This window comes from Amycolatopsis sp. Hca4, from assembly GCF_013364075.1.
Classification (GTDB): domain Bacteria; phylum Actinomycetota; class Actinomycetes; order Mycobacteriales; family Pseudonocardiaceae; genus Amycolatopsis.
In genome coordinates, this window is the sequence record NZ_CP054925.1 from 9,634,703 (window position 1) to 9,660,670 (window position 25,968).

A 25,968-nucleotide genomic window follows, 5' to 3' on the forward strand; every position below is an offset into this window, starting at 1 on the left:
GGCCCGGCCGGGATTCCCCGGCCGGGCCGTCCGACACCGGAACCTAGTGATCGTTGAGGTAGTAGTGCTGGCTCAAGTGCTGGAAGTTCGTACCCAGGTAGACGCTGACGCTGATGTTCACGTGTTCCGGGAGGTCGTGCTTGCCGCCATCGGACGCCCTGGCCGTGGCGCAGGATCCCAGTCCACCGGAGGCGACGAGCAGGTAGCGTTCGGGGTAGGCGCCCGTACTGTCCTGGACGGCGATACTGGCCCGGGCAGCGAGTCCGTCGGCCGCCGAGTCGCAGACGGACACGACGTCGCCGTTCTCTTCGACGTAGACAGTGCCGCCCTTGTCGGCGTCCGTGGTGTACCACGTGTGGTCCCAGCTGCCGCCGGGCGGGTCCACGGTCGCCGACGCCGACGTGGCGCTCAGGAGTGTCCCGCCGGCGACGAAAGCAGTCGTCGCGGCCAAGGCCGCGATCTTGTTGCGCATTGTATGACTCCGTTCTGACCCCAGTTGCCGAGAGCGCCGAAATCGTCACCGCGGTCATTCCGGCCGGTGAGGCACTCTCGCCAGGCCGACGGTTCCAGCCGCGCCTGGACGGCGTCAATCGGCCCCGAAACCTTTTACCTCCACCCGAAGGGTCTCCGGGAACGGGAACCTTCGCGCACTATGCCGCCACCTGCGAAATCAGCATTCACAGGGTGGACATCGGCTTCGAAAGGGGCAGCATTCGGTCAGGTGTGCCGGCGAACTCGTGGGTGCCGGGCGGGACCGTCTCCTGCCGCCCGCTCGGCAGCAAGGCCGTCGCGCTGGGGTGACACCACCTCGCCGTCGGCCGGGACGCCGTTCCAGGCCTCCCACACCTTCGTCGCGCCGCGGTCGACCATGCCGCTCGTCAGCCGGAGTCCGACTGGCCGTTGTCAGTGCCCGCGGCCGCTCAGACTTCCGAAGCCGACGAATGCTCGGCCGCGAAGCGGGCCAGCTCCGCGCGGTCGCGGACCGAGGTCTTCATCAGCAACGCCGCCACGTGCTTCTCCACCGTGCGCGGGGAAATGTGCAGCCTCGCCGCCAGTGCCTTGTTGCTCAACCGGAACGCCAGCAGCTCGAACACCTCGTACTCGCGCAGCGTGACGCCGATCGCGCGCAGGCTCTCCGGCACCCGCTCGGTGCCCGTGCGGCGCTGCTGGACCGATGCCCCCGCGCGGCGCAGCAGGGCGCGGCACGCGCTGGCCACCGGGATCACGTCCGCGCCGTGGAAGTGGCTTTCGGCTTCGCGCAGCCATTCCGCCGGCTCGCCCCAGCCGTCGTCGACCGCCGGCTCCGCCGTCAGGCGCAGGCCGAGCGGGCGGGCGACGCCGAACGGAGCCGCCGCCTGTGCCGCGCGGCGCATGGCCGTCGCCGCGGCTTCGTGCGACTGGTCGCGGCCGTGCAGCACCGCCTCGGCCTGGAGGACGAACTGGCGGTTCCAGCGCATCCCGCCGGTCGCCCCGGCCGCGATCCGCCGGTGGTCCTCCCAGGTCGCGTCGCCGGCGATCACGTCGAGCAGCAGCTTCAGGCCGTGGGTACCCGCCAGGTGGAACGTGCTCTGCTGCCGCGCCTGGTCGGCCGCGAGGGTCTCCAGCTCCGCGCGCGCGGTCTCGCGGTCCTCCTCCAGCAGCGAGCAGAACACCTGGGCCAGGCCGCGCGCGAGCGGGGCCTCCGGACCGGCGTCCCCGCCGCCGCGGCGGAAGTCGCCCAGTGCGGTCTCCATCGTGCGGCGGTCGCCCCGGTGCCCGGCCAGCACCGCCTGCGCCATCTGCACGTACCGGCTGACCGCGTACAGCTTGATCCGCGACGCCTCCGCGTAGCACGCGTCGAGCCGCTGCCCGGCCTCGGTGAACCGGCCGCACAGCACCGCGTGCAGGCCCAGCACGGCGTCCGCGTTGTAGGCCAGGCTGATCCCGCCGGTGCGCAGCGCCTCGGCGCGCGCGGTCTCCAGCCCGGACGGGTCGGCCTCGGCCAGCCAGGCGTTGCCGCCCAGGCCGACCAGCGCGTAGTTGCGCCAGTTCGTCAGCCGGTGCTCGGCGGCGCTGTCGAGCATCCGGCGGAAGCACTCGTCGGACTCGGCCATGTCCCGCTCGCGCACCACGAACCCGACCGCGTAGAGCGCCTGGCACGCCGTCGACGGCGAGCCGATCCGCTCGGCCCCGGCGACCGCCCGGCGGCCCAGCTGTTCGCTGCGGCGCACCCGGTCCGGGGCCGGGCCGGACATCGACAGGTACGCGTCCACCGCGTCGACCGCGACGGCTTCCTCGTCCAGTCCGTCCTCCGGCAGCAGCGCACGGGCCGCGGCGACCTGCTCGAAGCCCTCCGCCCAGCGGCCGGCGACCTGGGCCGCCCACGCCAGCCGGACGTGCACCCGGATCTGGCGCGCGGGATCGCGGCCGTCGGCGGGCCGCAGCGAGCGCGCCACGTTCACCGCCCGGTCGAACTGCCCGGCCTCCGCCAGCGCGAACAGCAGCAGCTCCAGCAGGTCGCGGTAGCGGCCGGACCGGTCGTCGCCGGCGTCGTCGCCGAGCAGGTTCACGGCGTGCTCGAGCACGGCGATCGCCGACCCCGGCGCGCCTTCGCCCAGCGCGCGCTGCGCGGCCTCGCGGTACAGGTCGGCGGCGGCCCAGCGGTCGCCGGCGCCCAGCCGCAGCGACGCGGCCAGGCTGCACAGCTCGCCCGGCAGGTCGGGGTGCAGCTCGACCACGGCGTCGGCCGCCTTGGCCGACAGCGCCACCCGCTCGGCCGGGTTGAGCAGGGTCAGCAGCGCCTCGGCGGTGAGCGGGTGCCGGAAGGCGTACCAGTCCTCGCCGCGTTCGTCCGCGGTGAGCAGCTGGGCGGCCACGGCGGACTGCAGGTGGCCGAACAGGCTGTGGTCGTCGAGCTCGCTCACCCGCTGCACCACCGAAAGCGGGAACCGGCGGCCGAGCACGGCGGCGATGGCGAGCAGCTGCTTGCCGCGTTCGCCGAGGCGGTCGGCGCGGCGGGTGATGATCGTGACCAGCGTCGAGGGCACGGCGCTGCGGCCGTGGCCGGTGAACCGCCAGCCCGCCGCGCCGTTCACCAGCTCGCCCGCGGCCACCATGCTGTGCAGCAGTTCCTCGACCACGAGGGGATTGCCGGCGCTGTCGGCGAACAGGCGCTCGGCGACGTCGGCGGACACCTGGTCCGGCTCGGCGCCGAGCGAGGACGCGACGACGTCCCGCACCTGCTCCGGGCCGAGGCTGTCCAGCGGCATCAGGAACCCCTCGCCGCGCCGGGCGGCGGCGTGGGCCGCCTCCAGCGCGGGCGAGGGCTCGGCGCGCAGGGTGGCCAGCACGACCACCGGCTGCGTGCGGACGTTGGCGGCCAGGTACTCCACCACGGCGAGGGTTTCCACGTCGGCGTCCTGCAGGTCGTCGACGACGAACAGGCAGCCGCGGCCCGCGCCGGCCAGGCCGGTGAGCCGCAGCGTGGCCTCGGCCAGCACCACCAGCGACGTCTCGCCCGCGGTGTCGGCGCCGGTGGCCCAGTCCGGGATCAGCCTGCCCAGCACCGACCGGTACGGCCCGAGCTGTTCGACCAGCTCGCGGCCGCCGGTGCGGGCCAGTGACAGGAGTGCTTCGGTGAGAGCGCGGAACGGCACGGCGGGGCCGGTGGTGCTGCCGCGGCCCCGCAGCACCACCAGACCCTCGTCCAGGGCGTGGCCGACCGCTTCGGCGGCGAGCCGGGTCTTGCCGATGCCGGGTTCCCCCGTGACGAACACGGCCGAGCCCGAAGAGCGGCGAGCGTCGTGCAACACCCGCCCGATCTCTTCGATCTCCGTTCCTCGGCCGACGAGAGCGGGGGCACGGGTGCGCATGCGCCAACCTTAGAGACCGGAGTCACGAATTCGGTGGTTTTCCGGTGGAGATTCCACTGTTCGGACGGCAAGATTGGCGTTGTTGTCACGCTTTGTGCCTTGATGAGCACGTCACGCGTGCGTGTGGTTGCTCACGACGGTGCTGATGTCCATCGTGACGACCGCGACGCTGGCCACGCCGAGGGTCAGTCCGGCGAGAATCCCCGCCCGCACACCGATCTTCGTTCTGGCGGCCGGGGTGGCTTCGCCCAGCGGGCTGTCGGTCTCCGCGCCGGCGGTGGTCGGGTCGAATTCGGCGGCGTTGGTGTCGTTGCGCATCTGCACTCCCGTGATGTGGTGTGTTTCGCGGTTATTTCCCAGCAGGGCCCGACGGTTCCAGCAGGAGAACCGAAGGAACCCGTTCGGCAAAACCGACCCGCAACAACCCGAAACCGATACCCCCGGTTCCGGTCAGCAGACCGGGACTTGCTACTCCGTGCGGAGTACCGCACTGGAGGCCGTGCCCTTCCACCGCGCCGACGAGGCGCGAAGTCGCCCTCCGCAAGGCGGAGACCGACGGTTCGTGGCCCTGCCCGGCGAGCACCACCAGCGCTTCGAGAGCGCCGAGCTCGCCGTGGCAGAGGGATTGGTCGGCCGACGGCGGCCGGGCGGCCACCGCGGCCGCGAAGGCGTCCGCCGCCGGCGCCGGGCTGCCGGACCGCGACCCGGCGAGGATCCGGCCGGCCAGGCCCGAGCACCAGCCCAGGTCGCCGTCCGCCGGTTCCGCCGGGAGCCCGCCGTCGCGGCCGAGGGCCCACTCGACGCCCGCCGCGCCCCACAGGAAGCCCGGGGCGGTGGGACGTGGCGTACCGGCGAGGCGCCGGGAGAGCGTGGCGGCCAGCGCGGCCGCTTCGGGCAGCCCGGTTTCCGCGTGCACGGCGTGCATCGCCGCGAGGGCGCCCGCGGTGCCTTCGCCGACGCCCGCCGGCGCGGCCGTGTCGGCGGCGGCGGTCGCGGCGATCGCGGCGGGCAGGCAGGCGGCGAGCGCGCGGTCGCCGAGGAGCGAAGCCAGCCGGGCGAGGGCGTAGCAGATCCCGCCGAGACCGAAGAACCCGCCGGACCCGACTTCGCGGGCCAGCTCGGGGTGTTCGGCGAGGACCTCGACCAGCACCGGCAGCGTGCGCACGGCCTTGGCGGCCAGCTCCGAGTACCGGGACGTGCCGGTCAGGTCGCCGAGCTGGGCGAGGAACAGCGCGGTGCCGCAGTAGCCCTCGGCGAGCCCGGCGCCCATCGGCAGCACCAGCCAGTGGCGGCCGTCGAGGAGCTCGAGGCCGACCCAGTTGGCCCGCACGTCGTCGTGGGCGGCGCGGGCGACGAGGTCGTCGCCGATGGCGGAGGCCAGCGCGAGCAGGTGCTGGCTGTCGGGCACGACGGCGGCGACCGCGCCGGGCAGCGGCGCGCCGGCGCCGTGGCGGACCTCCGGGCGGCGGGTGGCCAGCGTGGCCTCCACGAACCACTCCTGCTCGCGCAGGTCTTCGGCGCACAGCTGGGCGATCTTCGCGCGGGCCTGGTCGAGGCCGCTGGCGGCCAGCAGGCCGGGCAGCAGCGCGCCGGTGCCGGTGGTGACGTCGACCGACCCCGCGGCGGCGGTGAACACCGGCACGTCGCCGTCGCACAGCTCGGTGACCTCGTGCGGCACGAGGGCGGGCAGGTGGGCCTTGCCGTGGTCGTCGCCGAGCGAGGCGAACGCCGCCTGCCGGTCGGCGCCCGCGGCCAGGTGCGCCGGGTGCGTCGAGCCGGTCAGCAGCGTGACGTAGACCTGCGTCGGCCGCATGACCAGCCGGATCTCCTCCCCGGCGAACGCGTCCAGGACGCCACCGAGCAGCTCGGCGCGGCGGTCGACGAGTGACTCGTAGGCGGCGCGGAAGCCGCTCAGCAGGCTCTGCCGGTACATCCCGGCGTCGACCTCGGCCCCGGCGAGCACCGGGCGGTTCGCGCCGCCGGCGTAGGGGAGCGGCCCGCGGGCCAGACGCATGTCGTCGGTCCCGGCGCCGGTCCAGTGCGGCACCTCGCCGGGGGTCTGCTCGCCGTTGCCGCCGCCGAAGGCCGACACGTCGAGCGCGCCGTGCTCGCCGAGCATCAGCGTGGGCAGCAGAGCGGTGCGCGCCACCGAGCGGTGCAGCGCGGCGGCGGCCGGGTCGGGCCCGTTGCGGGTCAGCGCGGTGAACGCGGGGTGGAACAGCGTCTCGACGTCCACCAGCATCGGCTGGTCGCCGCAGGCGATGAGGTTCTCGCAGTGCATGTCGGTGGCGTCGAGCGCGTAGAGCAGGGCGAGCAGCGCGCCCTGACGGCGGTAGAACAGCTCGACGCCGGCGTGGTCGGCGCACGGCCGCGCGGGCACGTACTCGGCCCAGCCGTAGCCGTCGCGGGCCAGCACGCCCACCGGGCGCGGCGCGAGGCCGGGCCGTTCCTCGGCGAACCACCGCAGCAGCTCGCCCCACCGGACGAGCAGCCCGAGCGGCCGCGGCTTGTAGACGAGCCGTCGCCCGTCGGCGAAGCCGAGCACGGCCACCGCGCGGCCGCCGGAGTGCACGTCACCGGCGCCGAGGGTGAGCTCGGTCAGCTCGGCGGCGCTGCCCGCGAGCAGCCCTTCGCGCAGGACGTCCCGGTCGGCGGCGAACCGGGTGAGCAGTTCGGCGACGGCGTCGGCGGTGCGCAGGCAGGTCTGGGCGAGCAGCCGGGCCAGCACGGGGTGGCGGCCGAGCACCTCGGTGAGGTACCCGCGGCCGCCGAGCAGGCGCAGGAAGTCGACGAAGCGGTCGCGCCCGGTGGTGCCGCGCAGCAGGCCTGCCTTCTTCGCGGCGTGCAGTTCGAGCACGAAGGTGCGGGCGGCGAGGGCGGTCAGCTGCCCGCAGAGCCAGTTCCCGACCCCGGTCCAGACGGCCTCCGCGGCGGGCACCCGCCGGACCAGCAGCTCCCGGGTGGCGACGGCGAAGGGCAGGACGGCGTGCCGGAAGACGTCGTCGCCCTCGGCGTCGACCGGAGCGGGCCAGTCGCCTTCGGCGGGCAGGGCAGCCAGCACGTCGTCGGCGAGCAGCGCCCAGGCGGGCCGGTCGCCGCCGGTCTCGCCGGGGAGGCGAGCGGCGGTCCACCAGGCCGGTGCCTCGTGGGGGGCCTGCTCGGGGCGCTCTACTGTCTGGCTCACGCCGAGAACATTCGCACTCCGGGAGATGCGGGTACATGGGTACTCGCTACCCAGATTGGCGGCCCCCATCCCGTGCCCCGCCCGGCCACGGCGGCCCGGCGGGTGGCGGCGCGCCGAGTCCGGCCAGGTCACGCCGGTGAAAGCCGCTGATCGGCACGGTCGTGGCGACGGCCGCGAGGTGGTCGCCGGGGAGGGGGAGAGGCCGCAAGTGCACCGGCTCGCGCGGCCAGCCGGGCGCGTCCGAACGGGCGAGCGGCCCGCGGACATCCACCCGCGCGGGGGGTGCGGCGAGCCCCAGCCCGGCCAGCTTCATCGCGGCTTCCTTGCGGGTCCACGCGGTCAGGAGCCGGGCCGGGTGTTCCGCCGGGGGCGCGGCGACGAACGCCCGGTGTTCGGCCGGTGACAGGACCACGCCCGCGAGGCCGGCCGGATCGGCCGCCGCGCCGGGCTCTTCGAGGTCGACGCCGATCCGGCCGCCCCCCGCGACGGCGAGCAGCAGGAAGCGGGCGGTGTGGGAGACGGAGAAGGCCGGAGCGCCGGCCAGCCGGGGCCGGCCGTGAGCGGGATCGCCGCAGTGCTCGCAGGAGCGGTCGATCACCACCTCCGCGGGCGGGACGCCGAGCACGGCGGCGGCCCAAAGCCGTTGCAACGCACGCGAAGCGGTGAAGACGTCCCCCGCGGGGGTGGCGGCCAACCGGTCGGCACGGGCGAGTTCGGTGTCGTCGAGCAGCCGCCGCCACGCGGGGCGGGGGTGGATCGGCAGCAGCCAGAAGTCGACCTCGCCGGGGCGCGGGCGGGCGATCGTGCGGACCGGCCGCGGCCGGGTGCCGGTACCGATAGCGGCCGTGCGCGAGCCGGACGCGGTGATCGCGGCACCGGCGGGAACCGTGCGCGGCCGGGGCTTGGTGGTCGTGGGGCCGGTGCCGGTGCGGCTCGCCTGCGGCTCGCGTTCGGTGCCGGCGCGGTCCACTCGCGGCTCCCGCCCGGCAGTCGTGGTGCCGGTGCCGGCGTGGCTCGCCTGCGGCTCGCGTTCGGTGCCGGCGCGGTCCACTCGCGGCTCCCACGCGGCAGTCGTGGTGCCGGTGCCGGTGCGGCTCGCCCGCGGCCCGCGTTCGGTGGTGGGGTCGGCACCGGCGCGGACCACCCGCCCGCTTCCCCCGGTCACGGCGCCTGCGGCAGCAGCAGCGCCGCCCGGGGAACCGGGAGCTCGTCCGACGGTGACCCCAGCTCCGCCAGCAGGTGCGCGACCGCCGCCGCGAGCTGGTCGTCCTCGCCCGGCAGCAGCCGGTCCGGGGCCGGGACCACCGCCAGGTCCGGCTCCACGCCGTGGTTCTCCAAAGAACCGCCCGCGTCGCCGAAGCGGTAGCGGAACTCCGGCTGCGTCGTGACCGTGCCGTCCACCAGCCGGTGGCGCGGCCAGGTCGCGATCACCCCGCCCCAGCTGCGCCTGCCGATCAGCGGGCCCAGCCCGAGCGCGCGGAACACGTGCGCGAAGATCTCGCCGTCGGAACCGGTGTGCTCGTTGAGCAGCGTCGCCATCGGGCCGCGCGGGGACTCCGTCGGGTACGGTGCCATCCCGCTCCAGCGCCCGTGCTCGGTGCCGGTGCGGCGGCGGGCCAGCCGGTCGAGCAGCAGCGGTGACACGTGCCCGCCCGTGTTGAACCGGACGTCCACGATCAGGCCGTCGCGGTCGAGCTCGGTCAGGAACCCGCGGACGAAGTCGGCGTACCCGCTGCGCGTCATGTCGGGCACGTGCAGGTAGCCCAGCCGCCCGCCGGACACCGTGCGCACGTACGCGCGGTTGCCCTCGGTCCAGTCCAGGTACCGCGCCCGCGCCTCGCTCGCGCACGCCCGCACGACCACGCGGTGCTCGGCGCCGCCCCGCCGCACGGTCAGCTCGACCTCGCGGTCGGCCTGCCCGACCAGCAGCTCGCCGGGACCCGGCGGGCCGACCCGGCGGCCGTTGACCGCGACCACGGCGTCGCCCGCGCGGATGTCCGCGCCGAGCCGGGCGCACGGCGAACCGGCCTTCGGGTTCCACGGGTCGCCGCGCAGGATCCGGGCGATCCGCCAGGTCGAGCCGTCGGGCGGGGTGTCCCAGTCGACGCCGAGGAAGCCCTGGGCCTCGTCCGGTCCGGCGCGGTACTCGCCGCCGCGCTCGAAGGCGTGCGACGTGCCGAGCTCGCCGTGCAGCTCCCAGATCAGGTCCGACAGCTCGGCGCGGCACGACACCAGTTCCGCGAGCGGCGCGTACCGGTCGTACACCGCGTCCCAGTCGAGGCCGGACATCCGCGCGTCCCAATAACCCTCGCGCTGCAGCCGCCACGCCTCGCGGAACATCTGCCGCCACTCCGCCGACGGGTCGAACGGGACCTTGACGCGGCCGAGGTCGACCCAGCCCGTCGCCGGGCCCGGCTCTTCGCCGTCGGGCGGGTCGCCGGCGGCGTCGGCGCGCAGCACCCGCAGCCGGCTGTCGGTGCGGTGCAGCACGACGTCGCCGCGGACGTCCAGCTCGTCGACCGGGCCGAGGCAGCCCGCGGTGACCCGGCCGGTGCCCAGGTCGACCAGCGACACCGTGCCGTCGCCGCCGGCGTCCGGGTGCGCCGGGTCCGGCGCGGCCAGCGGCACCGACAGCAGCAGCACCCGGCCGGGCAGCGCGCCGATGTCGCTGTAGCGCCCCTCGGGCACCGGGAACGCCGCCACCCGCCGGGAAATCCCGTCGAAGTCGATCTCCACCCGGCCGTCGCCGCGCGGGGCCGTCCGCGCCTGGCCGGGCACGGCGGCCCGCGTCTCGAACGGCGATTCCTCGCCCGCCCGCAGGGTGATCAGGTACGGCCGCGAGCCGAACGGGAACCCGACGTCGAACTGCACCTGGTCCAGCTCGGGCGTCAGGTCGCGCTGGCCGAGGAAGTACAGGTACCGCCCGGACGGGTCGAACGCCGGGCGCGCGTCGCGCACCACCGGCTCGGTGACCCGGTGGGTGCGCCCGGACGCGGTGTCGGCGAGCTTGATCGACGACGTGCGCGGCGACTCCGGGAACGTGTAGGCCAGCCACCGCCCGTCGGGCGACCAGGCCAGGTCCTCGATGCGCTCGTGCCGGCTGGCGTCCAGCAGCCGGGGCCGGGGGAGCACGTCGGTGGTGTCCACCAGCCACACGCGCTGGCGGCTGGTGGCGAAGGCGACGAGCCCGGACGCGGGTGAGGCGGTCAGCTCGGTGATGTGCCCGACGCCGCCCGCGACCAGCACCGGGGCGTCTTCGCCGCCCTCGGCGTCCAGCAGCACGATCCGCTCGTCCGGGCTCTCGTCGGCGGCCACCGCGACCAGCTGCCGCCCGCCGGCCAGCCAGCGCAGCAGCCGGTAGCGGACGCCGTCGGCGCTGCCGTGGCCGCGGACCGGCCCGGACCAGTGCTCGAAGGTGAACGCCTTGCCGCGGGCGGTCACCGCGAGCCGGGTGCCGTCGGGGGACAGGCGCGCGCCGTCGAGGTACTCGCCCGCGGGGGCGAACCGGCGGCCGCGCTGCGGGGCCGCGCCGCCCAGGTCCACCTCGACCGGCCGGGCGCCGCGGTCGTCGAGCAGGTGCAGCCGGGCGCCCGCGGTGTAGACGAGCCGGGTGCCGTCGGTGGTGAGCCCCCGCGCGTAGTGGTCGTGGTGGTCGGTGTGGCAGCGCAGGTCGCCGCCGTCGGGACGGCACGAGTAGACGTTGCCGATGCCTTCGTGGTCGCTGATGAAGTGGACGCGGCCGCCGGCCCAGCACGGGTCGGCGACGTTCCCGGGCAGCGCGACGAGCCGCGTGAACGGCCCGGCCTCGTCCTCGGCGTACCACAGCTCGCCGGTGCCGCCGCCGCGGTAGCGCTTCCAGCGCGCGGGATCCGCGGTGTTGCGGCCGACGACGACCCCGCCGTGCCCGAAGGCGATCGTGTCGGCGGGCCCCAGCCGCAGCGGCCGCGCGGGACCACCGGCCGGTGGCACCGAGAACAGGCGTGCGCCGAAGCCGGACGGCTGCTCCGCGTCCGTCGCGTAGAGCACCTCGCCGGTGTCCGGGTGCCAGCCGACGGTGAGGCAGCGGCCTGCCTGGTGGGTCAGCCGCCGCGGCCGGCCGCCTTCGGCGGGCATCACGTACACCTCGGCGGGGCCGTCGTAGGTGCCGACGAACGCGATTTCCGTGCCGTCCGGGGAGATCCGCGGCCGCCGGGCTTCACCGGGGCCCGCGGTCAGCCGGTGCGCCCGGCCGCCTTCGGCCGGCACGGACCACAGGTCGTCCTCGCACGCGAAGTACAGGGTGCCGCCGGAGACCGCGGGCGTGCGCAGGTACCCGGCCCGCCCGGTCACGACCGCGCCTCGATCCGCTCGCGGATCCGCTCGGCCAGCTCGCGGCGGCGTTCCTCGGCGGTGGCCTCGTGGGCCCGGATGTCCTCGTCGGACAGCGTCCAGTAGCACGCGGTCCGCCACTCGCCGACGGTGTAGGAGTCCCGCTCGCACCGGACCTGGTGCTGGGCTTCGAGGGCTTCGGCGGAGAGGAACATCGTGTTGTGCGTGTAGACCTGGTTGACGATCACGCGCATGTTGAGCTCGTCGCGCAGGTGCTTGTGCACCGCGTAGACGGCGAACGCGCCGAGCCCGCGGTCGCGCGGCAGCACGCCGAAGGACAGCTCGCAGCACTGGGCGCGCCAGTCGATCGAGGTGATCCAGGCGAACCCCAGCACGCGGTCGTGCGAGCCGCAGATGGTGAAGATCCGCTTGGTGCGGTGCTCGTCGGTGATCGTGCGCAGCTGCCGGGCCTGCAGGCCGTCGTCGTCGGACCCGACGGCGAAGTCGGTGAGGTTGGCCGCGAACCGCGCTTCGCGCAGCAGTTCCGTGCGCAGCGGGATGTCCTCTTCGGTGAAGTGCCGGACGGTCACGATCGGCATGACTCCTCCTTCACCAGGACCAGGACGTCGTGGAACGCGTGGCCGGCGTAGTGGTGGCCGGGCAGCACGCCGCTGTGGGCGAACCCGGCCCCGAGGAAGGCGGCGGCGCCGTTGCCGGGGACCAGCGCGACGAACGAGGTCCGCCGCTGGTAGGCGGTGAGGTGGCGCAGCAGCGCGCGCACCGGCTCGGGCCCGGCGGAGGTGCTCGAGACGTACGCCTGGCGTGGCTGCACCCGGTTCGGCACGCAGCCGACCAGCGCGCCGCCGGCGGCGTACACCTGGGCTTCGCGGCGGGTGAGCTCGCGCACGAGCAGGGCGTCGTTCTGGGTCACCGGGTCGGTGCCGAGGAACCCGCGCGCGGCGGTCCCCGCGCGGCGCAGCCCCCGTGCGGCCTCGGCTGGCGAAAGCGGCCTCAGCTCAGTCATGGCGGATCGTCCCCCAGATCTCCCGTGCGGCGGGTGCGCCGTCGAACCAGGTGGCGGCCGGGACGACGGCTTCGCGCCGGAAACCGGCGGCGGCCAGCGCGTCCGTGTCCGCCCGTGCGGCCGGGGTGACCCAGCCGTGCAGGCGCCGCAGGTTCAGCGCGGTGAAGCCGTGCGCGACGGCGGCGGTCAGCAGTTCCTCCACATCGGACAGTCCGGTGTGGACGCCGAGCTCGACGCGGGCCCGCCGGTGCACCCAGTCGATGCCGGTGTAGCGGACGAAGGCGCCGTCGGTGACGCACAGCTCCTCGTCGTCGCCGTCGGGCGGGGGGACCTCGGTCGGCTCGGCGAGCGCGGGCCAGTCCGCCAGTGGCAGCCCGAGCAGCTCGCCGGCGAGCCACGGCCCGCTCAGCAGCTCGCGGTCGGTGCCGCGGTATCCGCGCAGTTTCATGACTCCGTCCAGACCTGGGAGAAGAAGACCGTGCCGCGGCGACGGCCATCGCGCGTGGTCACGCCGGCGAGCGTGCCCTCTTCGGTGAGTCCCGCCGACCGCGCGAAGGCGAGGCCGGCGGGGTCGAACTCGGGGAACCGGACCGACAGCCGCACGATTTCGCGGCGCCACCGCAGCGCCCGCACGATCTCGCGGTACACCTCGGCCCACCAGTGCGTGGGCGCGTCGGAGCGCAGCCGCAGGTGCAGGACGTAGTGGCAGCCGTGCTCGCTGCCCTCGTGCTCCAGCGCGTAGAGACCGACGGGCTCGCCGTCGGCGCGGAGCACGCGCGTGTCGTCGCCGAGGAGCCGCAGGATCTCCCGCTCCGGCCGTGTGCCGGGCCGGTCGGTGCGGAAGAAGAAGCCGGGATCGGTGAACAGCGCGAGCACTTCCGCCCGGTCGGCGTCCGCGTACGCGCGGGCCGACCAGCGCGGCAGCACCCGCGCCACCGGGACGGCGGCGGTCGGTGCGGCGGGCGCGATCGAGGTCATGGCCCCTCCCGGGTGCATGGGCTGGCGAAAATCGGGGTGGCCCGCTCCTCGGTGAGAGCACGGACCGGGTGGCGGCGAGGAGCCGCGGGAACGGCACCGCCCGGCGGGTGCCGGGGGCGGTGCCGCGCCCGCGGTGGCCACGAGACCGGAGCTCTCCGGTGAAAGCCCCGGTGCGGCGGGGCGGCGGCGCGCGGTGCGCCGCCGACCCGCCGGGTCGTCACGCCTCCTTGGCAGCGACCTTCGAGGCCTCCTTGGACGCCTCCTTGGAGGCCTCCTTGCTGGCGACCTTCGAAGCGACCTTCGACGCGACCTTGCTGGCGACCTTCGAGGCTTCCTTCGACATGGGTGCTCCTCATTCCGTTGGTGGATTTCCCCCGCAGATCCGGTCGGCATTTCCTGCGTTCCGGCGGGGCCAACCCAGATTCACCGACGAACCGTTGCCGGTCAAGGGAAACCCTTCGCCGCCCGGTGTCATGTTCGTGCCACGGAAAACGTGCCACCGCCAGGGGCTAACCATTTCCGCCGCCACCACCCACCATCGGCGTACGACGATTCACGGTTGGAGGCCCCGGATGCCCGAGGCGAAGAGCGCGAACCTCTGCTGGGGACAGCACCACCACCTGCTGCGGTACCTGCGGGTGCCGGCGCAGTCGCGGCACGAGGCCCACATCGGCACCAGCTACCCGCTGCCCGCGGGCTGCACGGTCGCGGCCGTCCGCGCCACCCTGACGCACCTGGTGCGCCGGCACGAGATCCTGCGCACGGTCTATGACCTGACCGGCACCGCGGCCGACGGGCGCGCCTGGCCGCGCCAGGTCGTGCAGCCGCCGTCGCCGCAGCCGGTGGTCGAAGCGACCACGGAGGACGCCGTGGAGGTCATCGCGCGGCTCACCCGCACCCCGTTCGACCTGGCCCGCGAGTGGCCCCTGCGTGCCTGCGTGGTCACCAGCGGCGGCCGGTTGGTGCGCCTGCACCTGGTCTTCAACCACCTGGCCTTCGACGACGTCGCCCTCGACCGCCTGGCCGCCGAGCTCGACGAGCTCCTGGCCGCGCGCACCGAGGGCAGGCCCGCGGTGCTGGACCCGGTCGAACACCAGCCGGTCGACCTCGCCCGCTTCGAGGAGAACCGCACCGAGGCCGACCTCGAACCCGCGCTCGGCTACTGGCGCGAGCTCGCCGGGAAGCTCCCCGCGGACGTCTTCTCGAAGCGGCGCAGGGCTTCCGAGACGGCACACAGCGGCTCCCTCACCGTCCCGTCACTGTTGTCGGCCGCCCGGACGATCGCCGCGCGCGAGCACGTGTGGCCCTCGGCCGTGCACCTGGCCGCCTATGCCGTCACGCTCGCCGCCTACACCGGTGAAACGCTGGTCGCGCACCGGATGTACACCAGCCAGCGGGACGCCAGCGGCTTCGGCGGCGCCGTCACGTGCCTGTCCTACCCGACGCCGGTGCTCGCCGACCTCGGCGGCGATCCGCGGTTCTCGACCGTGGTCAAGGCGTCCGCGACCAGCGTGAGCCAGGCGATGACGCACGCGCACGTGCCTTATGACCGCGTGTACGAGCTGATCGCCGAGGAGGGCGTGCGCGTGGTCGCGGAGCTGAACTTCCTCGACAACGCCCCGCGGTCGTGCCGCACCAAGCGGGACCGCTACGCCGTCAACGCCGCGCCCGCCGACTGGGCGCTCGCGGGCTCCGACAGCTACCTGCGCGTCTACGAATGGGCCGACGGCATCACCCTGGCCCTGCAGGCCCTGGACGCGGTGATGGACGCCGACGCCGTCGAACAGTTCCTGCGCGGCTACGCCCGGCTCGTCGAGGCCCACCGCGACCCCGGCACCGACCTGCGCGTCAGCGAGGCCGCCGCGCTCATCGGCTTCACCCCGGCGGCGCCGCGGGCCGCCGCCGTCCCCGCCGAACCCGAGCGGCTCGGCACCGCGCCCGCCGAACGCGTCCTCGCCGAGGTCGTCGCGCAGGTCAACGGCCTCGGCGACGTCGACCCGGCCCGCAGCTACCTCGGCGCGGGCGGGCGCGTGCTGCGCTTGCCCCGCGTGGTCGAGGCCTTGCACGAGCGCGGCTGGTCGGCCGGGCTCGTCCCGTTCACCACCGCCCGCCCCCTGTCCGCGCTCGCGCACGACCTCGTGCCGGCCCGCGGCTGAGCCAGTAGATCGGAGGAAATCATGTCCCTGCTCGAAGCACCCCGCCTGGAACGGGTGGCGTCGTTCGTGCCGGAGACCAGCCTGCCGGTCGCCGACCTGGCCGGCCCGCTCGGCCTCGACGCGACGCAGCTGCGCTTCTTCACCCGCTTCCTCGGCCTCGACCGGGTCGCCGTCGCCGACGGCCTCGAACTGGCCGACCTGCTGACCGGCGCCGGGGAGCGGGTGCTGGCCGGAACCGACCGCGACTCGGTCCGGTTCCTCGTCCACGCCCACACCATGCAGCACGTCGCCGTCGCCACGCCCGGCCTCCTCGAGGACGTGCGGACGCGGCTGCGGCTGCACCGCGCGACCGCGTTCAGCCTCTCGCACCTCAACTGCGTGGTCGGCCTGCACGCCCTGCACGTGGCGCGCTCGCTGCTGGCGACCGCGGCACCGGGCGACCGCGTGCTCGTGCTCACCGGTGACAAGGTGCTGATGCACGAGGCCCGGCTGATCCGCGACACCACGATCCAGGGCGACGGCGCCGCCGCGGTGCTGCTCGGCCCGGACCCGCGCGGCGACCGCGTCCTCGGGCGGGCGCTCACCGTGCTGGGCGAGTTCTACCGGGGCATCGACTGCGACGAAGCCCTGCAGCTGCAGTACAAGCACGTCTACCCGGACGCGCTCGCCCAGGTCATGCAGGACGCCCTCGACGACGCCCGTGCCGAGGCCGCGGACATCGCCGCCATCCTGCCGCACAACGTCAACAAGCTGTCGTGGAAACGCATCACCGGCACGCTCGGCGTGCCGCGGGACCGCGTGTTCCTCGACAACGTCGGGAAGTACGCCCACTGCTACAGCTCCGACCCGTTCATCAACCTGGCGGCGGCGCGCGCGGACGGGCGGGTCGATCCGGGGGACCTCGTGCTGCTGGCTTCGGCCGGCCTCGGGGCGACCTTCGCGGCGGCCGTCGTCGAGATCGGAGAAGGGAACCAGGGATGAATTTCGTGGCACGGCTGAAGAAGGACCTCACCGGCGACGTCGGTGCGCGGTTCGTCTTCGTCAACAACTTCGAGGTGGAGCGCAGCTGGGCGGTGGGCGAGCCGAAACTGCCCGGCGCCGGCATCTCGTTCGCGGGGGCCACGGTCAACCGCATGGAGGAGATGGGCGCGCTGCTCGCCGGCGAGGGCGACCTGGTGGTGCTCAAGGCACCCATGGACGCCGCGTTCGCCGGGTACCTCGCCCGGATCGGCGCGGCCGACGGCTCGACGCTGATCGCCGAGCACAACGACCCGGACGCGATGGTGACCGAGGATGCGCTCGACTCGCCGGAGCTGCTGTCCCGGCTGCGCGAGCTGGCCGACGGCAACACCTACCTGATGCCGCTGGGCATCTCGGCGTCGGAAGAAGCACTGGCCAAGGAGTCCGGGCTGCCGCTGGCCGGCTCGACCGCGCAGATCTGCAAGGCGGTCAACGGCAAGGTGTTCAGCCGCGGCCTGGTCGACTCGCTCGGCCTGCGCCAGGTGCCCGGCCGGGTGGTGCACACCGTCGGCGAACTGCGCGAGGCGCTCACCTCCCAGCTGGCGCTGGGCGGCCGGGTCGTGGTGAAGGAGTCGCTCGGCGTCTCCGGCCGCGGCATGGTCGTGGTCGAGGACGAGCGTGGCGCGAACCGCCTGCTGCGCCTGATCGAGCGCCGCGGCGCCGAGGCGCCGGCGAACCTCGTCGTCGAGTCCTGGATCGAGCACGCCCAGGACCTCAACTACCAGTTCGTCGTCTCCCGCACCGGCGGCGTCCGGTTCGAGACGGTCAAGGCCGCCGTGCTGAAGAACGGCGTGCACCAGGGCCACCGGTTCCCGGTGGAGCTGCCGCCGGTCGCGGCCCGCGAACTCGCCGAAGCCGTCGAGAAGATCGGGCGCGCGCTGCACGACGAGGGCTTCTACGGGATGGTCGGCGTCGACGCGATGCTCGCCGCCGACGGCACCCTCTACCCGTGCCTGGAGATCAACGCCCGGTTCAACATGTCGACCTACCAGAGCCGGATCGCCGAGAAGTTCATCCCCGAAGGCCGGCACGCGATCGCGGCGACCTTCTCGCTGAAGCTGCAGCGCGAGCACACCTTCGCCGAGGTCGAGACCGCGCTCGGCGACCTGTTCTTCACCGGCGCCGGCGACACCGGCGTGCTGGTCAACAACTTCGCGACGCTCAACGCCGCGTTCACCGGCGAGGGCTCCTTCCACGGCCGTCTCTACGCGATCTGCGTCGGGGACTCGCCCGAGGAGGCCCTCGCCGTCCGGACCGAGGCCGAGCGCCGCCTCAGCGCCATGGCAGGGGAAGACGCATGACCGACATCGACTACCAGGACCTGGCCGCGCGCTTCGGCACGCCGCTGTACGTCTACGACGGCGACGTCCTGCACGCCACCATCACCGGCCTGCGCGCGGTGCTGCACCCGGCGATCGAGGTGTTCTACTCGCTGAAGGCGAACCCGAACATCAGCGTCTTCGCCGCCCTGCACCACGGCGGCGCGCGCGCCGAGGTCTCGTCCATTGTGGAACTGCAGACCGTGCTCAAGGCGGGTGCGCGGCCGGACGACATCATCTTCCTCGGCCCGGGCAAGAGCCAGGAGGAGCTGCGGGCGTGCCTGGACACCGGCGTCTACGCGATCGTCTGCGAGTCCTTCGACGAGCTGGACGACATCGAGCGGCTCGGCGCCGAGCTCGGGAAGCAGCAGCGGGTGCTGCTGCGGATCAACCCGACCTGCGCGATCAGCGGCTCCCGGCTCACCATGGGCGGCAAGCCGCGGCAGTTCGGCATCGACGAGGCCCAGGTCCTCGCGGCCGGGCCGCGGCTGGCGGAGTACCGCCACGCCGACGTCGCCGGCATCCAGGTCTACATGGGCACGCGCATCCTCGACGCCGAGGTGATCGGCAAGAACACGCGCTACGCACTGGACCTGGCCGAGCGGGTCGCCGCGGAGACCGGGATCCGCTTGGAAGCGGTCGACATCGGCGGCGGCCTCGGCGTGGCCTACTTCGAGGGCGAGGACGACCTCGACGCCGCCGACGTGGCCGCCGAGATCAACCCGATGCTGGAGGCGTTCCACCGGGCGCACCCGGCGACCCGGCTGATCATGGAGTCCGGCCGGTTCCTGGCCGGCCGCGCCGGGGTCTACGTGCTCGGCGTCCGGTACGTCAAGGAGTCGATGGGGGAGCGGTTCGCGATCGCGGACGGCGGCACCCACCACCACATGGCGGCCGTCGGCATCGGCTCGTTCGTCAAGCGCAACTTCCCGGCCGTGCTGCTCACCCGCGCGCGGCGGGCGAGGACACCGACGACACCGTCGAGCCCGGCCCCTGGACCGTCACCGGTCCGCTGTGCACGCCCAACGACACCCTGCTCAAGCAGGTGAAACTGCCCGACCTGCGCGCCGGCGACCTGGTCGGCGTCCTGAACTCCGGCGCCTACGGGCCGTCGGCCTCGCCCGGGCTGTTCCTCAGCCACGGGTTCCCCGCCGAGGTGCTCGTGCGCGGGGGAGCGGCCCACCTGGTCCGCGACCGCGACGAGCCCGCGGACCTGCTGCGCAAGCAGCACCTGCACCAGCCAACCACCAGCACCACCAGCACGGAAAGCGAGCCGAGATGAACCGCACCGAGATCGTCGCCCACCTGGAGATCGCCCTGTCCGCCGTGCTCAACAAGGAGATCGGCGGCGTCACCCCGGAGCTGCGCCTGTTCGAGGACCTGGCGCTCGACTCCACCAGCGTCATCGAGCTGCTGATGAGCCTCGAGGACACCATCGGCCTCGAGATCGACCCGGACGAGCTCGGCCCGGAGGTCTTCCGCACGGTCGGCAGCCTGACCGACTACATCGAGTCGGCTTTCGCCCGGTCCGCCGCGGCGGTCTGAGCCATGTCCCTGCAAACGCTTGCGCCCCCGGGCCGGGTCGCGGTACCCCCGCGCCCGGCCGGGGTGCACCTGAGCGGCGTGACGCACCGGGTGTTCACCGAACGCGCCAAGCCGGTGTTCGGGATGCGTCCCGAGCTGGCCCGGCTCATGGTCGACACCTTCGGCGCCGCGGCCGACCGGGAGGACTTCCTGGCCCGCACCGGCAACGGGTTCATCGAGATGACCGAGGCGCTGCTGGCCGACGCCGGTGCGCCGCTGCCGCCGCTGGACGCGGTGGTGCTGGCCTACCACTCGCCGGACCTGTACCACTCGGAGGTCGCCGGCTGCTACCTCGCCGGGCGCCTGCCCGGCAACCCGGAACCGTGCTCGGTCGCGGCCCCGGGGCCGGGGGCGGCGTTCACGGCCCTGCGCCTGCTGGACGGCCTGTGCCGGATCGGCGAGGCGACCCAGGCGGCGCTGCTGGTGTACGACCAGAACGCTGTGCTGTGGGACAGCGGCCACCCGGCCACCCACCGGCCGGATGCGGCGGTGCTGCTGCAGGCCGGGGCGACCGGCGACGTCGCGGTGACCGAGCTGGAGGAGGTGCGGCTCGGCGGAACCGGGCCGCACACCGCCACCCTGGCGCTGGCCGACGTGCTGTACCGGCACCCGGGCGTGGCGGTGCTGGCCGGCGCCGGCCTGGCCAAGAGGCTCGCGGGCACGCCGTACGCGAGCCGGGTCGAGGCGGTGCCGGACCTGTGGTGCACGGGCGTGTGGGCGGGTCTCGCCCGCCGGTGGCCCTTGGACCAGCCGGTGCTGCTGGCCGACTTCGAGCCGGCGAGCGGCACGTTCTGCAGCTGCCTGCTCGTGCCGGGGAGGGAGCACTGATGGGCGCGCGGTCGGCGGCCTTCGCCCGTGCGCGAAGGGTCGACACGCGTGATCCGAGGGTCGACACGCGTGATCAGGAGGTCGACACGCGTCGCCGGGGGAGGGAGCACTGATGGACACGGGGCTGTCCCGGGTCGCCGTGCGGCTGCCCGGCCGGGTCGAGGCCGTCGACGACGTGCTCGTGCGGTCGGGCGCCAAACCCCTGGAGCGGCGCATGTTCGGCCGCATCTACGGCCTGCGCGACAGCCCGGTGCTCGCGCCGGGCGAACGGATGGCGGACCACCTGGCCGAGGCCGGGCGGGCCGCGCTCGGCGGCGGGCGGGCGAGCCTGGTGCTCTACGGCCACACGCTGCTCATCGCCGAGCTGGACCTGTGCGGGGAGTTCCCGGACCGGCTGCGCGACGCGCTCGGCCTGCCCGGCGTGCCGTTCTTCGGGGTGTCGCACGTCAACTGCACCTCGGTGCTGCGCTCGGTCGAGCTGGCCCGGCGTTACCTGGCCCGGCCCGGTGCCGCGCCGGACGACCGGGTGCTCGTGCTCGGCGGCGACCAGGGCAGCGCCAGCGACCGCGGCCGCTACATCCCGGGCACGACCATCGCGGGCGACACCGCCGCCGCCCTCGTCGTGTCCCCCGGCCCGGCCCGCTACCGCCACCTCGGCGGGGCGAGCACCCGCGACACGCGGTTCCACCGCAGCCTGCGGATGACCAAGGAGGAGTTCACCCTCTTCGGCAAGGTCTGCTGCGAGCAGGCGGTGGCCGTCGTGGGCGCCGCGGCCCGCGACGCCGGCCTCGCACTGTCCGATGTGGACTGGGTGCTGCCCGACCTGTCCAACCGGATGTTCTGGCGCACCTTCAGCGGGCTGTCCGGCTTCCCGTTCGAGAAGATCCCGCTGGACCTGGTCGCCGAGCGCGGGCACAACTTCGGGGTCGACTCGCTGCTCGCCCTGCAGCACGCCGACGCGGCCGGACGGCTGCGCCCCGGCGAGCGCTGCGCCCTGGTCTCGGTGGGCCAGGGCGCCTACTTCCAGTCGGTGATCGTCGAGGTCGTGGAGGAGAAGTGACCACCAGCCTGCTCGAATGCGAGCGGACCGCACGCAGTGGCGGCCTCGCCGCCGGTCTCGCCGCGGCCCTGCCCGCCACCCCGGCCGACCGGCTGGCCCCCGGCCGGTACGCGGCCGTGCCCGCCGCGGCCGTGCCCGGAGGCGCCGAAGTGCGCACGCACAGCCTGGCCGACCGCGAGGACATCGTCTTCCTCGCCACCCCGGGCCGTCCCCGCGAAGAGCGGGACGCGCTCGAGCTCGCCGACTTCGGCCGGCACCTGGCGGCCGTCCGGCTGGGCGTGCTGCGCTCGGTGCTCGACCACGTCGTCGAGCACCTGTCGAACCGCACCAGCGGCGACGAACCGCTGATCCGCAAGCAGCTGATCGCCGGCGCGATCGGCGACGTGATGGCCGCGGTGGAACGGCTGCGCGCCCAGGTGCGCTCGCAGCGGCACCCGGCCGCCGTCGCCGACGTCCACCGCGAGCTGGACGAGCTGGGCTGGCGGGTGGCCCAGCACCTCGGCGCCTCGGGCTTCCTGGCCACCTCACCCGCGCGGTCGCTCTACGTCTCGGCCCTGGTGGCCGGCACCTGGGTGGACCGGGAACCGGAAGGAGAACCGGCATGATCGAGCTGAGCGAACGCGTCCGCGCGGTCCGCGACCTGAGCCGGGAGGCCGCGGTGGACCTGCGGTCGCGGGCCCTGGCCATCGACACCGACCCGGACGCGATGGAGGAGCACTACAACTCGCCCGTGTTCGAGATGGTGCGGCAGGCCGACACGCCGCCGCAGTACCGCGAGTCGCTGCCGTCGACGCCGTTGCTGCGGGCGATGGAACGCGGCTCGTGCCTGGAGAACGTGGCCGGGCTGATCGAACTGGCCCGCGGCGACGTCGGCGCGATCCTGGCCTGCCCGTCACCCGGGCTGGCCGGGGTGTTCGTCGAGCTGCTCGGCACGCCCGAGCAGCAGGAGTGGTTCTTCACCCGGATGCACGGCGGCCGCCGCTGGTCGTTCTTCGCGATGACCGAAGAGGGCCGCGGCAACGACGCGACCGCGATGGAGACCCGCTTCGACCGCGACGGCGACGGCTGGCGCCTCAACGGCGGCAAGTGCTATGTCGGCAACGCCGCCCGCGGCAGCGTCGGCGTGGTGTTCGGCCGCACCGGCCGCGGCGCGCTGTCGATCCGCGCGGCGCTGGTCGAGGTCCCGGCGCCGGGCTGGCAGGGCGAGAAGCTCGAGATGATCGGCCTGCGCGGCGCCTACATCAGCCGGCTGTCCTTTTCGGACGTCGCCATCCCGGCCGGACGGCTGCTGGGCGACCACCTGCCGGCGACCCGGCGCGGGATCTTCGCCGCCATCACCACGTTCAACCACATGCGGGTGCGGATCGCCGCCTCCGCCGTGGGGACGGCACTGGCGATGGTCGAGTACGTGCTGGAGCACCGGAAGAACGCCCCCGGCGGCCAGCTCGCCCTCGCCCGCGCCGAAGCGGGCCGTGAGCTCGTGTACGAGGCGGCGGCGCGGATCGACGGCGACCCCGAGCGCGGCTACCTCTCCAGCGCGGCGAAGCTCGGCGCGGTCGGCCTGGCGGTGGGGACGGCGCACTGGGCGTCGGCCGCACTCGGCCCGGCCGGCCTGATCGAGCACCCGCTGCTGGAGAAGTGGACGCGGGACGTGCACGCCTTCGAGTTCATGGAGGGCACCAGCAACATCCACCGCCTGCACGTGGCGCGCGGGTACCAGGCGGGAGACGCCGATGCCTGAGCTGGGGATCGACACGATCGCGTTCGCCGCGGCCCGGCGCGAGGAGTACGTGCCGCTGTCGACGTTGCCCGGGGCGGCCGACCTGGTCCCGCCGGAGCGGCTGGCCGCCGCCGGGATCCCGTTGTCCCGCCTGATGGTCCGGATCCCGGAGGACGACGACGTCGACGTCGCGGCGGAGGTGCTCGCCGCGCTGGGGCCGCCTGCCGTGCCGCAGCCGCTGTTCTTCGTGCGGTCGGGCCCGCTGCGCGACCCGAACGTCGCCGCGCTGGCCGGGCTGGTGCACCGCAGCGGCTGGGCGGGCGAGGACGTCGGCCTCTCCCACCTCGACGAGCTCGGCGGCACGGCCGTCTTCGGGCTGCTGGAGTGGGCGGTCGAGAGCGAAGCGACGGCGGTCGTCTGCGACGAGCCGCTGTTCGCCGACACGGCGGGCGCCCACCCGCGGTTCGCGGCCGTCGGGTTGCGGGTCCGGCGCGGCGCCGCGGCGTTGACGGTTTCCGGCTGCGGCGAAGGAAAACCGGCGTTGGCGGCCGGCCACCGCTTCACCGGCCGCGGCCCGTGCGACGCGTGGCTGGCCTTCTGCGCGGCGCTGGCCGAGGGCGTGGTGGCCGACGGCGACCGCGTCCTGCTGCACACGCGCGGGCCGCTGCGCGAGGGCTGGCTTTCGCTGCTCGCGGTCGACGTGTCCGCGCTGCGGCTGGTGCCGGCGGCCACGGCGAGCCTGCTCGGGGGGCGGAGTGGATGAGAATCGGCGTGGACCTGATGTCGATCCCGCGGTTCGCGGAGGTCGCGGCGCACCGGCGCTACCGGACGCTGGTCTTCACCCCGGTCGAGCTGGAGCAGGCCGCCCGGATGGGTGCCGAACGGTCCCTGGAACGGCTGGCCGGGCGGTTTTCCGTCAAGGAGGCCACCTGCAAGATGCTGGGCCGTGGCTTCGGCCAGGGCCTGCGCTGGCGTGACATCGAGGTCACCAACGACGACTGGGGAGCGCCGTTGGTGACCCTGGGCGGCGGCGCGGCGCAGATCGCGGAAGAGGCGGGCCTGGAGGAGATCGTGGTGACGTTGAGCCACCAGGCCGACCTGGTGGTGGCGGTCGCGGCGGCGGGCTGCGCCCGGCCGCCCCGCCCGTTCCGCCGCGCGGCCGCGCCTTCGGTGCCCGTCGTCCCGGCTCGCTTCGACGAGCTGGCGGCGCTGGCCGCCGACCTGTTCTCGGTACCCGCCACCGAGGTGGCCACCGCGACCTCGTTCGCGGGCGATCTGGGGGTCACGTCGGTGGTGGTGATCGAGCTGCTCGCCCGGATCGAGCACCGGTACGGCATCCGCATCCCGGAGGCCGGCATCTACCGGATGACCGATCTGCCGCGCACCTACGGTGTCGTTGCCGAGGCTGCGGGGTGGTAGGGCGGGCAGAGAAGAGGGGCCTTCCGTGAGCGGAAGGCCCCTCTTCGTGTGGCGCTCGAGCCGGTGGTGCCGGAGCTGGTGTGGTGGGGGAGCAGGCATTGGGTCAATTCGCTGCGGGCCCGGGCTGCCGGCTTCGGCTGGGCTGGGGCCGGTGCCGGTGCCGGTGCCGGTGCCGGGCTGAGCCGGGCCGCGGGGCGCCCCCCGTTTTCCACTTTACCGGCGGGCACCGACAATTCCGGAGCCGCCGGACGGGGGCGGGCTGCCGGACCGAGCCGGGCTGGGCCGTCGGCCGAGCCCGGGCCGCGGGGCGCCCCCCGTTTTCCATTCTACCGGCGGGCACCGACAATTTCGGCACTGCCGGACTGAGCCGGGCTTCCGGACCGAGCCGCAGCTGGGCCGTCGGGCCGAATCGGGCTGGAGCCGGGCCGCGGCCTCACGCGAGCGTGAACCGCGAAGCGGCCTGCACTCCCGCCTGGAACCGCGACACCGCATCCAGGTTCTGCAGCATCGCCGCGATGTGCCGCCGGCACGTCCGCACCGACATCCCCAGCCGCCGCGCCACGACCTCGTCCGTCAGGCCCTGGGCCATCAACCGGGCGATCGTCTGCTGCATGTCGTGGGCGATCTCGCCGCTGTAGCCCTGGTCCTCCGCCGAAAACGGCGTCGCTCCGTCCCACAGCTGGTCGAACAAGCCCAGCAGGAAGCGCACCATGCCGCGGTCGCGGACCCGGCGGGCCGACAGGTCCGCGACGTCCAGCGTCACCGCCAGCGACCGGTCGAAGACCACCGCCGCCTCCGGGACGCGGCTGAGCGTGCGGATCTGCGCCCCGCGGCCGGCCAGCTGCGTCAACCGGGCGCGGGCCGCGTAGCCCGCGCGGCTGCGGTGGGGGCAGACCACCCGCACGCCGACGCCGTCGCCCAGCACCGAACAGCACGCGTCCAGCAGCTCGTCGACCAGGTCGTCGGCCGCCTCGCCCGGGTGCAGGACCACCAGCTCGTCGCGGCAGACCTCGGCCGCCAGCTTGACCAGGCCGCGGATCTCGGCCACGCCCTCCAGCCGGTCGAGCGTGCCCGCCGCGCCTGCCGGGGCGCGCGTGATGCCGTCGATGCGCTCGCGCAGGCGGTCGGCCATTTCGCGCCGCTCGTACATCGCGCGTTCCAGCGGGGTCACGACGAGCTCCGCGGCCGCCGAGGGTTCCCGGGGGACGAAGCCGTCGTCGACCGCGCGCAGCAGCTGCAGCTCGACGAGCCGTGCCGCGGCGGCCTGGACCGTGTCCGCGGGCAGGCCGAGGTGCGCCGCGGCGGTGGCCACGGACGAGATGCGGCCGCAGCGGGCCGCGTAGCGGTACAGCTCGGCTTCGGGGTCCGGCTCGGGCACGGAGAACGCCCCGAGCGGCGGGAGGGTGGCCGTCGACATCGTGCCTCCAAAGGTCTGGCTTCTACCCTTTCCACCGTCGCAGCCGGTCTTCTCGGGGCGCTCTCACGCCGCTCTCGCCCGGGGAGTGGCGGGATGAGAG

Annotated in this window: 24 protein-coding genes and 1 pseudogene; 12 read left to right on the forward strand and 13 right to left on the reverse strand. The window is 74.5% G+C overall.

Features of this window, described 5'->3' with window-relative positions; translation table 11 throughout:
• Window positions 1-43 precede the first annotated feature (43 nt).
• From HUT10_RS43780 to HUT10_RS51950, 12 genes are all read right to left on the reverse strand, one after another.
• The gene (locus HUT10_RS43780) at window positions 44-472 is read right to left on the reverse strand and encodes a hypothetical protein (RefSeq protein ID WP_254897281.1); all 429 of its coding nucleotides are present in this window, start codon (window positions 470-472) and stop codon (window positions 44-46) included.
• Window positions 473-717: 245 nt separating this feature from the next.
• Entirely contained in the window at window positions 718-870 is a 153-nt protein-coding gene (locus HUT10_RS43785) for a hypothetical protein (protein WP_176176593.1), read from the reverse strand.
• 50 nt (window positions 871-920) lie between these two features.
• On the reverse strand, window positions 921-3,851 hold the full coding sequence (locus tag HUT10_RS43790; RefSeq protein ID WP_176176594.1) for a LuxR family transcriptional regulator: 2,931 nt from the start codon (window positions 3,849-3,851) through the stop codon (window positions 921-923).
• Window positions 3,852-3,962: 111 nt separating this feature from the next.
• A complete protein-coding gene (locus HUT10_RS43795) occupies window positions 3,963-4,169 on the reverse strand; it encodes a hypothetical protein (RefSeq protein ID WP_176176595.1) in 207 nt (68 codons plus the stop codon).
• Window positions 4,170-4,200: 31 nt separating this feature from the next.
• The gene (locus HUT10_RS43800; protein ID WP_176176596.1) at window positions 4,201-7,035 is read right to left on the reverse strand and encodes a type 2 lanthipeptide synthetase LanM family protein; all 2,835 of its coding nucleotides are present in this window, start codon (window positions 7,033-7,035) and stop codon (window positions 4,201-4,203) included.
• Window positions 7,036-7,081: 46 nt separating this feature from the next.
• Entirely contained in the window at window positions 7,082-8,200 is a 1,119-nt protein-coding gene (locus HUT10_RS43805) for a 4'-phosphopantetheinyl transferase superfamily protein (protein WP_176176597.1), read from the reverse strand.
• Complete coding sequence (locus HUT10_RS43810; protein WP_176176598.1) at window positions 8,197-11,364, reverse strand: S41 family peptidase; 3,168 nt, start codon at window positions 11,362-11,364, stop codon at window positions 8,197-8,199. The genes HUT10_RS43805 and HUT10_RS43810 overlap by 4 nt, the downstream gene beginning before the upstream one ends.
• Complete coding sequence (locus HUT10_RS43815) at window positions 11,361-11,942, reverse strand: GNAT family N-acetyltransferase (RefSeq protein WP_176176599.1); 582 nt, start codon at window positions 11,940-11,942, stop codon at window positions 11,361-11,363. Before HUT10_RS43815 ends, HUT10_RS43810 begins: the two co-directional genes overlap by 4 nt.
• The gene (locus tag HUT10_RS43820) at window positions 11,930-12,367 is read right to left on the reverse strand and encodes a hypothetical protein (RefSeq protein WP_176176600.1); all 438 of its coding nucleotides are present in this window, start codon (window positions 12,365-12,367) and stop codon (window positions 11,930-11,932) included. Before HUT10_RS43820 ends, HUT10_RS43815 begins: the two co-directional genes overlap by 13 nt.
• Window positions 12,360-12,815 (reverse strand): GNAT family N-acetyltransferase, encoded by a 456-nt coding sequence (locus HUT10_RS43825; RefSeq protein WP_176176601.1) that lies wholly within the window; start codon window positions 12,813-12,815, stop codon window positions 12,360-12,362. Before HUT10_RS43825 ends, HUT10_RS43820 begins: the two co-directional genes overlap by 8 nt.
• Window positions 12,812-13,345: a hypothetical protein gene (locus tag HUT10_RS43830; RefSeq protein WP_176176602.1), complete on the reverse strand. Its 534-nt coding sequence runs from the start codon at window positions 13,343-13,345 to the stop codon at window positions 12,812-12,814. The genes HUT10_RS43825 and HUT10_RS43830 overlap by 4 nt, the downstream gene beginning before the upstream one ends.
• Window positions 13,346-13,562: 217 nt before the next feature.
• Window positions 13,563-13,688: a hypothetical protein gene (locus tag HUT10_RS51950; RefSeq protein ID WP_303247007.1), complete on the reverse strand. Its 126-nt coding sequence runs from the start codon at window positions 13,686-13,688 to the stop codon at window positions 13,563-13,565.
• 229 nt (window positions 13,689-13,917) lie between these two features.
• Between HUT10_RS51950 and HUT10_RS43835 the strand changes: the two genes are divergently transcribed.
• The 12 genes and pseudogenes from HUT10_RS43835 to acpS all read left to right on the forward strand — a co-directional run bounded on the left by HUT10_RS43835 (window position 13,918) and on the right by acpS (window position 24,451).
• The gene (locus tag HUT10_RS43835; RefSeq protein WP_176176603.1) at window positions 13,918-15,501 is read left to right on the forward strand and encodes a condensation domain-containing protein; all 1,584 of its coding nucleotides are present in this window, start codon (window positions 13,918-13,920) and stop codon (window positions 15,499-15,501) included.
• 21 nt (window positions 15,502-15,522) lie between these two features.
• The gene (locus HUT10_RS43840) at window positions 15,523-16,482 is read left to right on the forward strand and encodes a ketoacyl-ACP synthase III family protein (protein WP_176176604.1); all 960 of its coding nucleotides are present in this window, start codon (window positions 15,523-15,525) and stop codon (window positions 16,480-16,482) included.
• Window positions 16,479-17,822 (forward strand): ATP-grasp domain-containing protein, encoded by a 1,344-nt coding sequence (locus HUT10_RS43845; protein WP_176176605.1) that lies wholly within the window; start codon window positions 16,479-16,481, stop codon window positions 17,820-17,822. The genes HUT10_RS43840 and HUT10_RS43845 overlap by 4 nt, the downstream gene beginning before the upstream one ends.
• Window positions 17,819-18,574, forward strand: a pseudogene (locus HUT10_RS51495) (diaminopimelate decarboxylase); the annotation flags it as partial. The gene HUT10_RS43845 and the pseudogene HUT10_RS51495, both read left to right, overlap by 4 nt.
• 311 nt (window positions 18,575-18,885) lie before the next feature.
• Window positions 18,886-19,122, forward strand: coding sequence for a hypothetical protein (locus tag HUT10_RS51500; protein WP_254897543.1), 237 nt, complete (start codon window positions 18,886-18,888; stop codon window positions 19,120-19,122).
• Window positions 19,119-19,385 (forward strand): acyl carrier protein, encoded by a 267-nt coding sequence (locus HUT10_RS43855; RefSeq protein WP_086848245.1) that lies wholly within the window; start codon window positions 19,119-19,121, stop codon window positions 19,383-19,385. Before HUT10_RS51500 ends, HUT10_RS43855 begins: the two co-directional genes overlap by 4 nt.
• Window positions 19,386-19,388: 3 nt before the next feature.
• Entirely contained in the window at window positions 19,389-20,252 is an 864-nt protein-coding gene (locus HUT10_RS43860) for a hypothetical protein (RefSeq protein WP_176176606.1), read from the forward strand.
• 112 nt (window positions 20,253-20,364) lie between these two features.
• Window positions 20,365-21,312, forward strand: a complete 948-nt coding sequence (locus HUT10_RS43865) for a 3-oxoacyl-[acyl-carrier-protein] synthase III C-terminal domain-containing protein (protein WP_176176607.1) — start codon at window positions 20,365-20,367, stop codon at window positions 21,310-21,312.
• Window positions 21,309-21,917 carry an acyl-CoA dehydrogenase family protein gene (locus HUT10_RS43870; RefSeq protein WP_176176608.1) on the forward strand — a complete coding sequence of 203 codons (609 nt, stop codon included), beginning with the start codon at window positions 21,309-21,311 and terminating at the stop codon, window positions 21,915-21,917. Before HUT10_RS43865 ends, HUT10_RS43870 begins: the two co-directional genes overlap by 4 nt.
• Window positions 21,914-23,053, forward strand: a complete 1,140-nt coding sequence (locus HUT10_RS43875) for an acyl-CoA dehydrogenase family protein (protein WP_176176609.1) — start codon at window positions 21,914-21,916, stop codon at window positions 23,051-23,053. The genes HUT10_RS43870 and HUT10_RS43875 overlap by 4 nt, the downstream gene beginning before the upstream one ends.
• Entirely contained in the window at window positions 23,046-23,795 is a 750-nt protein-coding gene (locus HUT10_RS43880; RefSeq protein ID WP_176176610.1) for a hypothetical protein, read from the forward strand. The genes HUT10_RS43875 and HUT10_RS43880 overlap by 8 nt, the downstream gene beginning before the upstream one ends.
• Window positions 23,792-24,451, forward strand: coding sequence for a holo-ACP synthase (acpS, locus tag HUT10_RS43885; RefSeq protein ID WP_176176611.1), 660 nt, complete (start codon window positions 23,792-23,794; stop codon window positions 24,449-24,451). The genes HUT10_RS43880 and acpS overlap by 4 nt, the downstream gene beginning before the upstream one ends.
• A 433-nt stretch (window positions 24,452-24,884) precedes the next feature.
• Here the strand turns inward: acpS and HUT10_RS43890 are convergent, their stop codons facing one another.
• The gene (locus HUT10_RS43890) at window positions 24,885-25,868 is read right to left on the reverse strand and encodes a LuxR C-terminal-related transcriptional regulator (protein ID WP_176176612.1); all 984 of its coding nucleotides are present in this window, start codon (window positions 25,866-25,868) and stop codon (window positions 24,885-24,887) included.
• Window positions 25,869-25,968 lie beyond the last annotated feature (100 nt).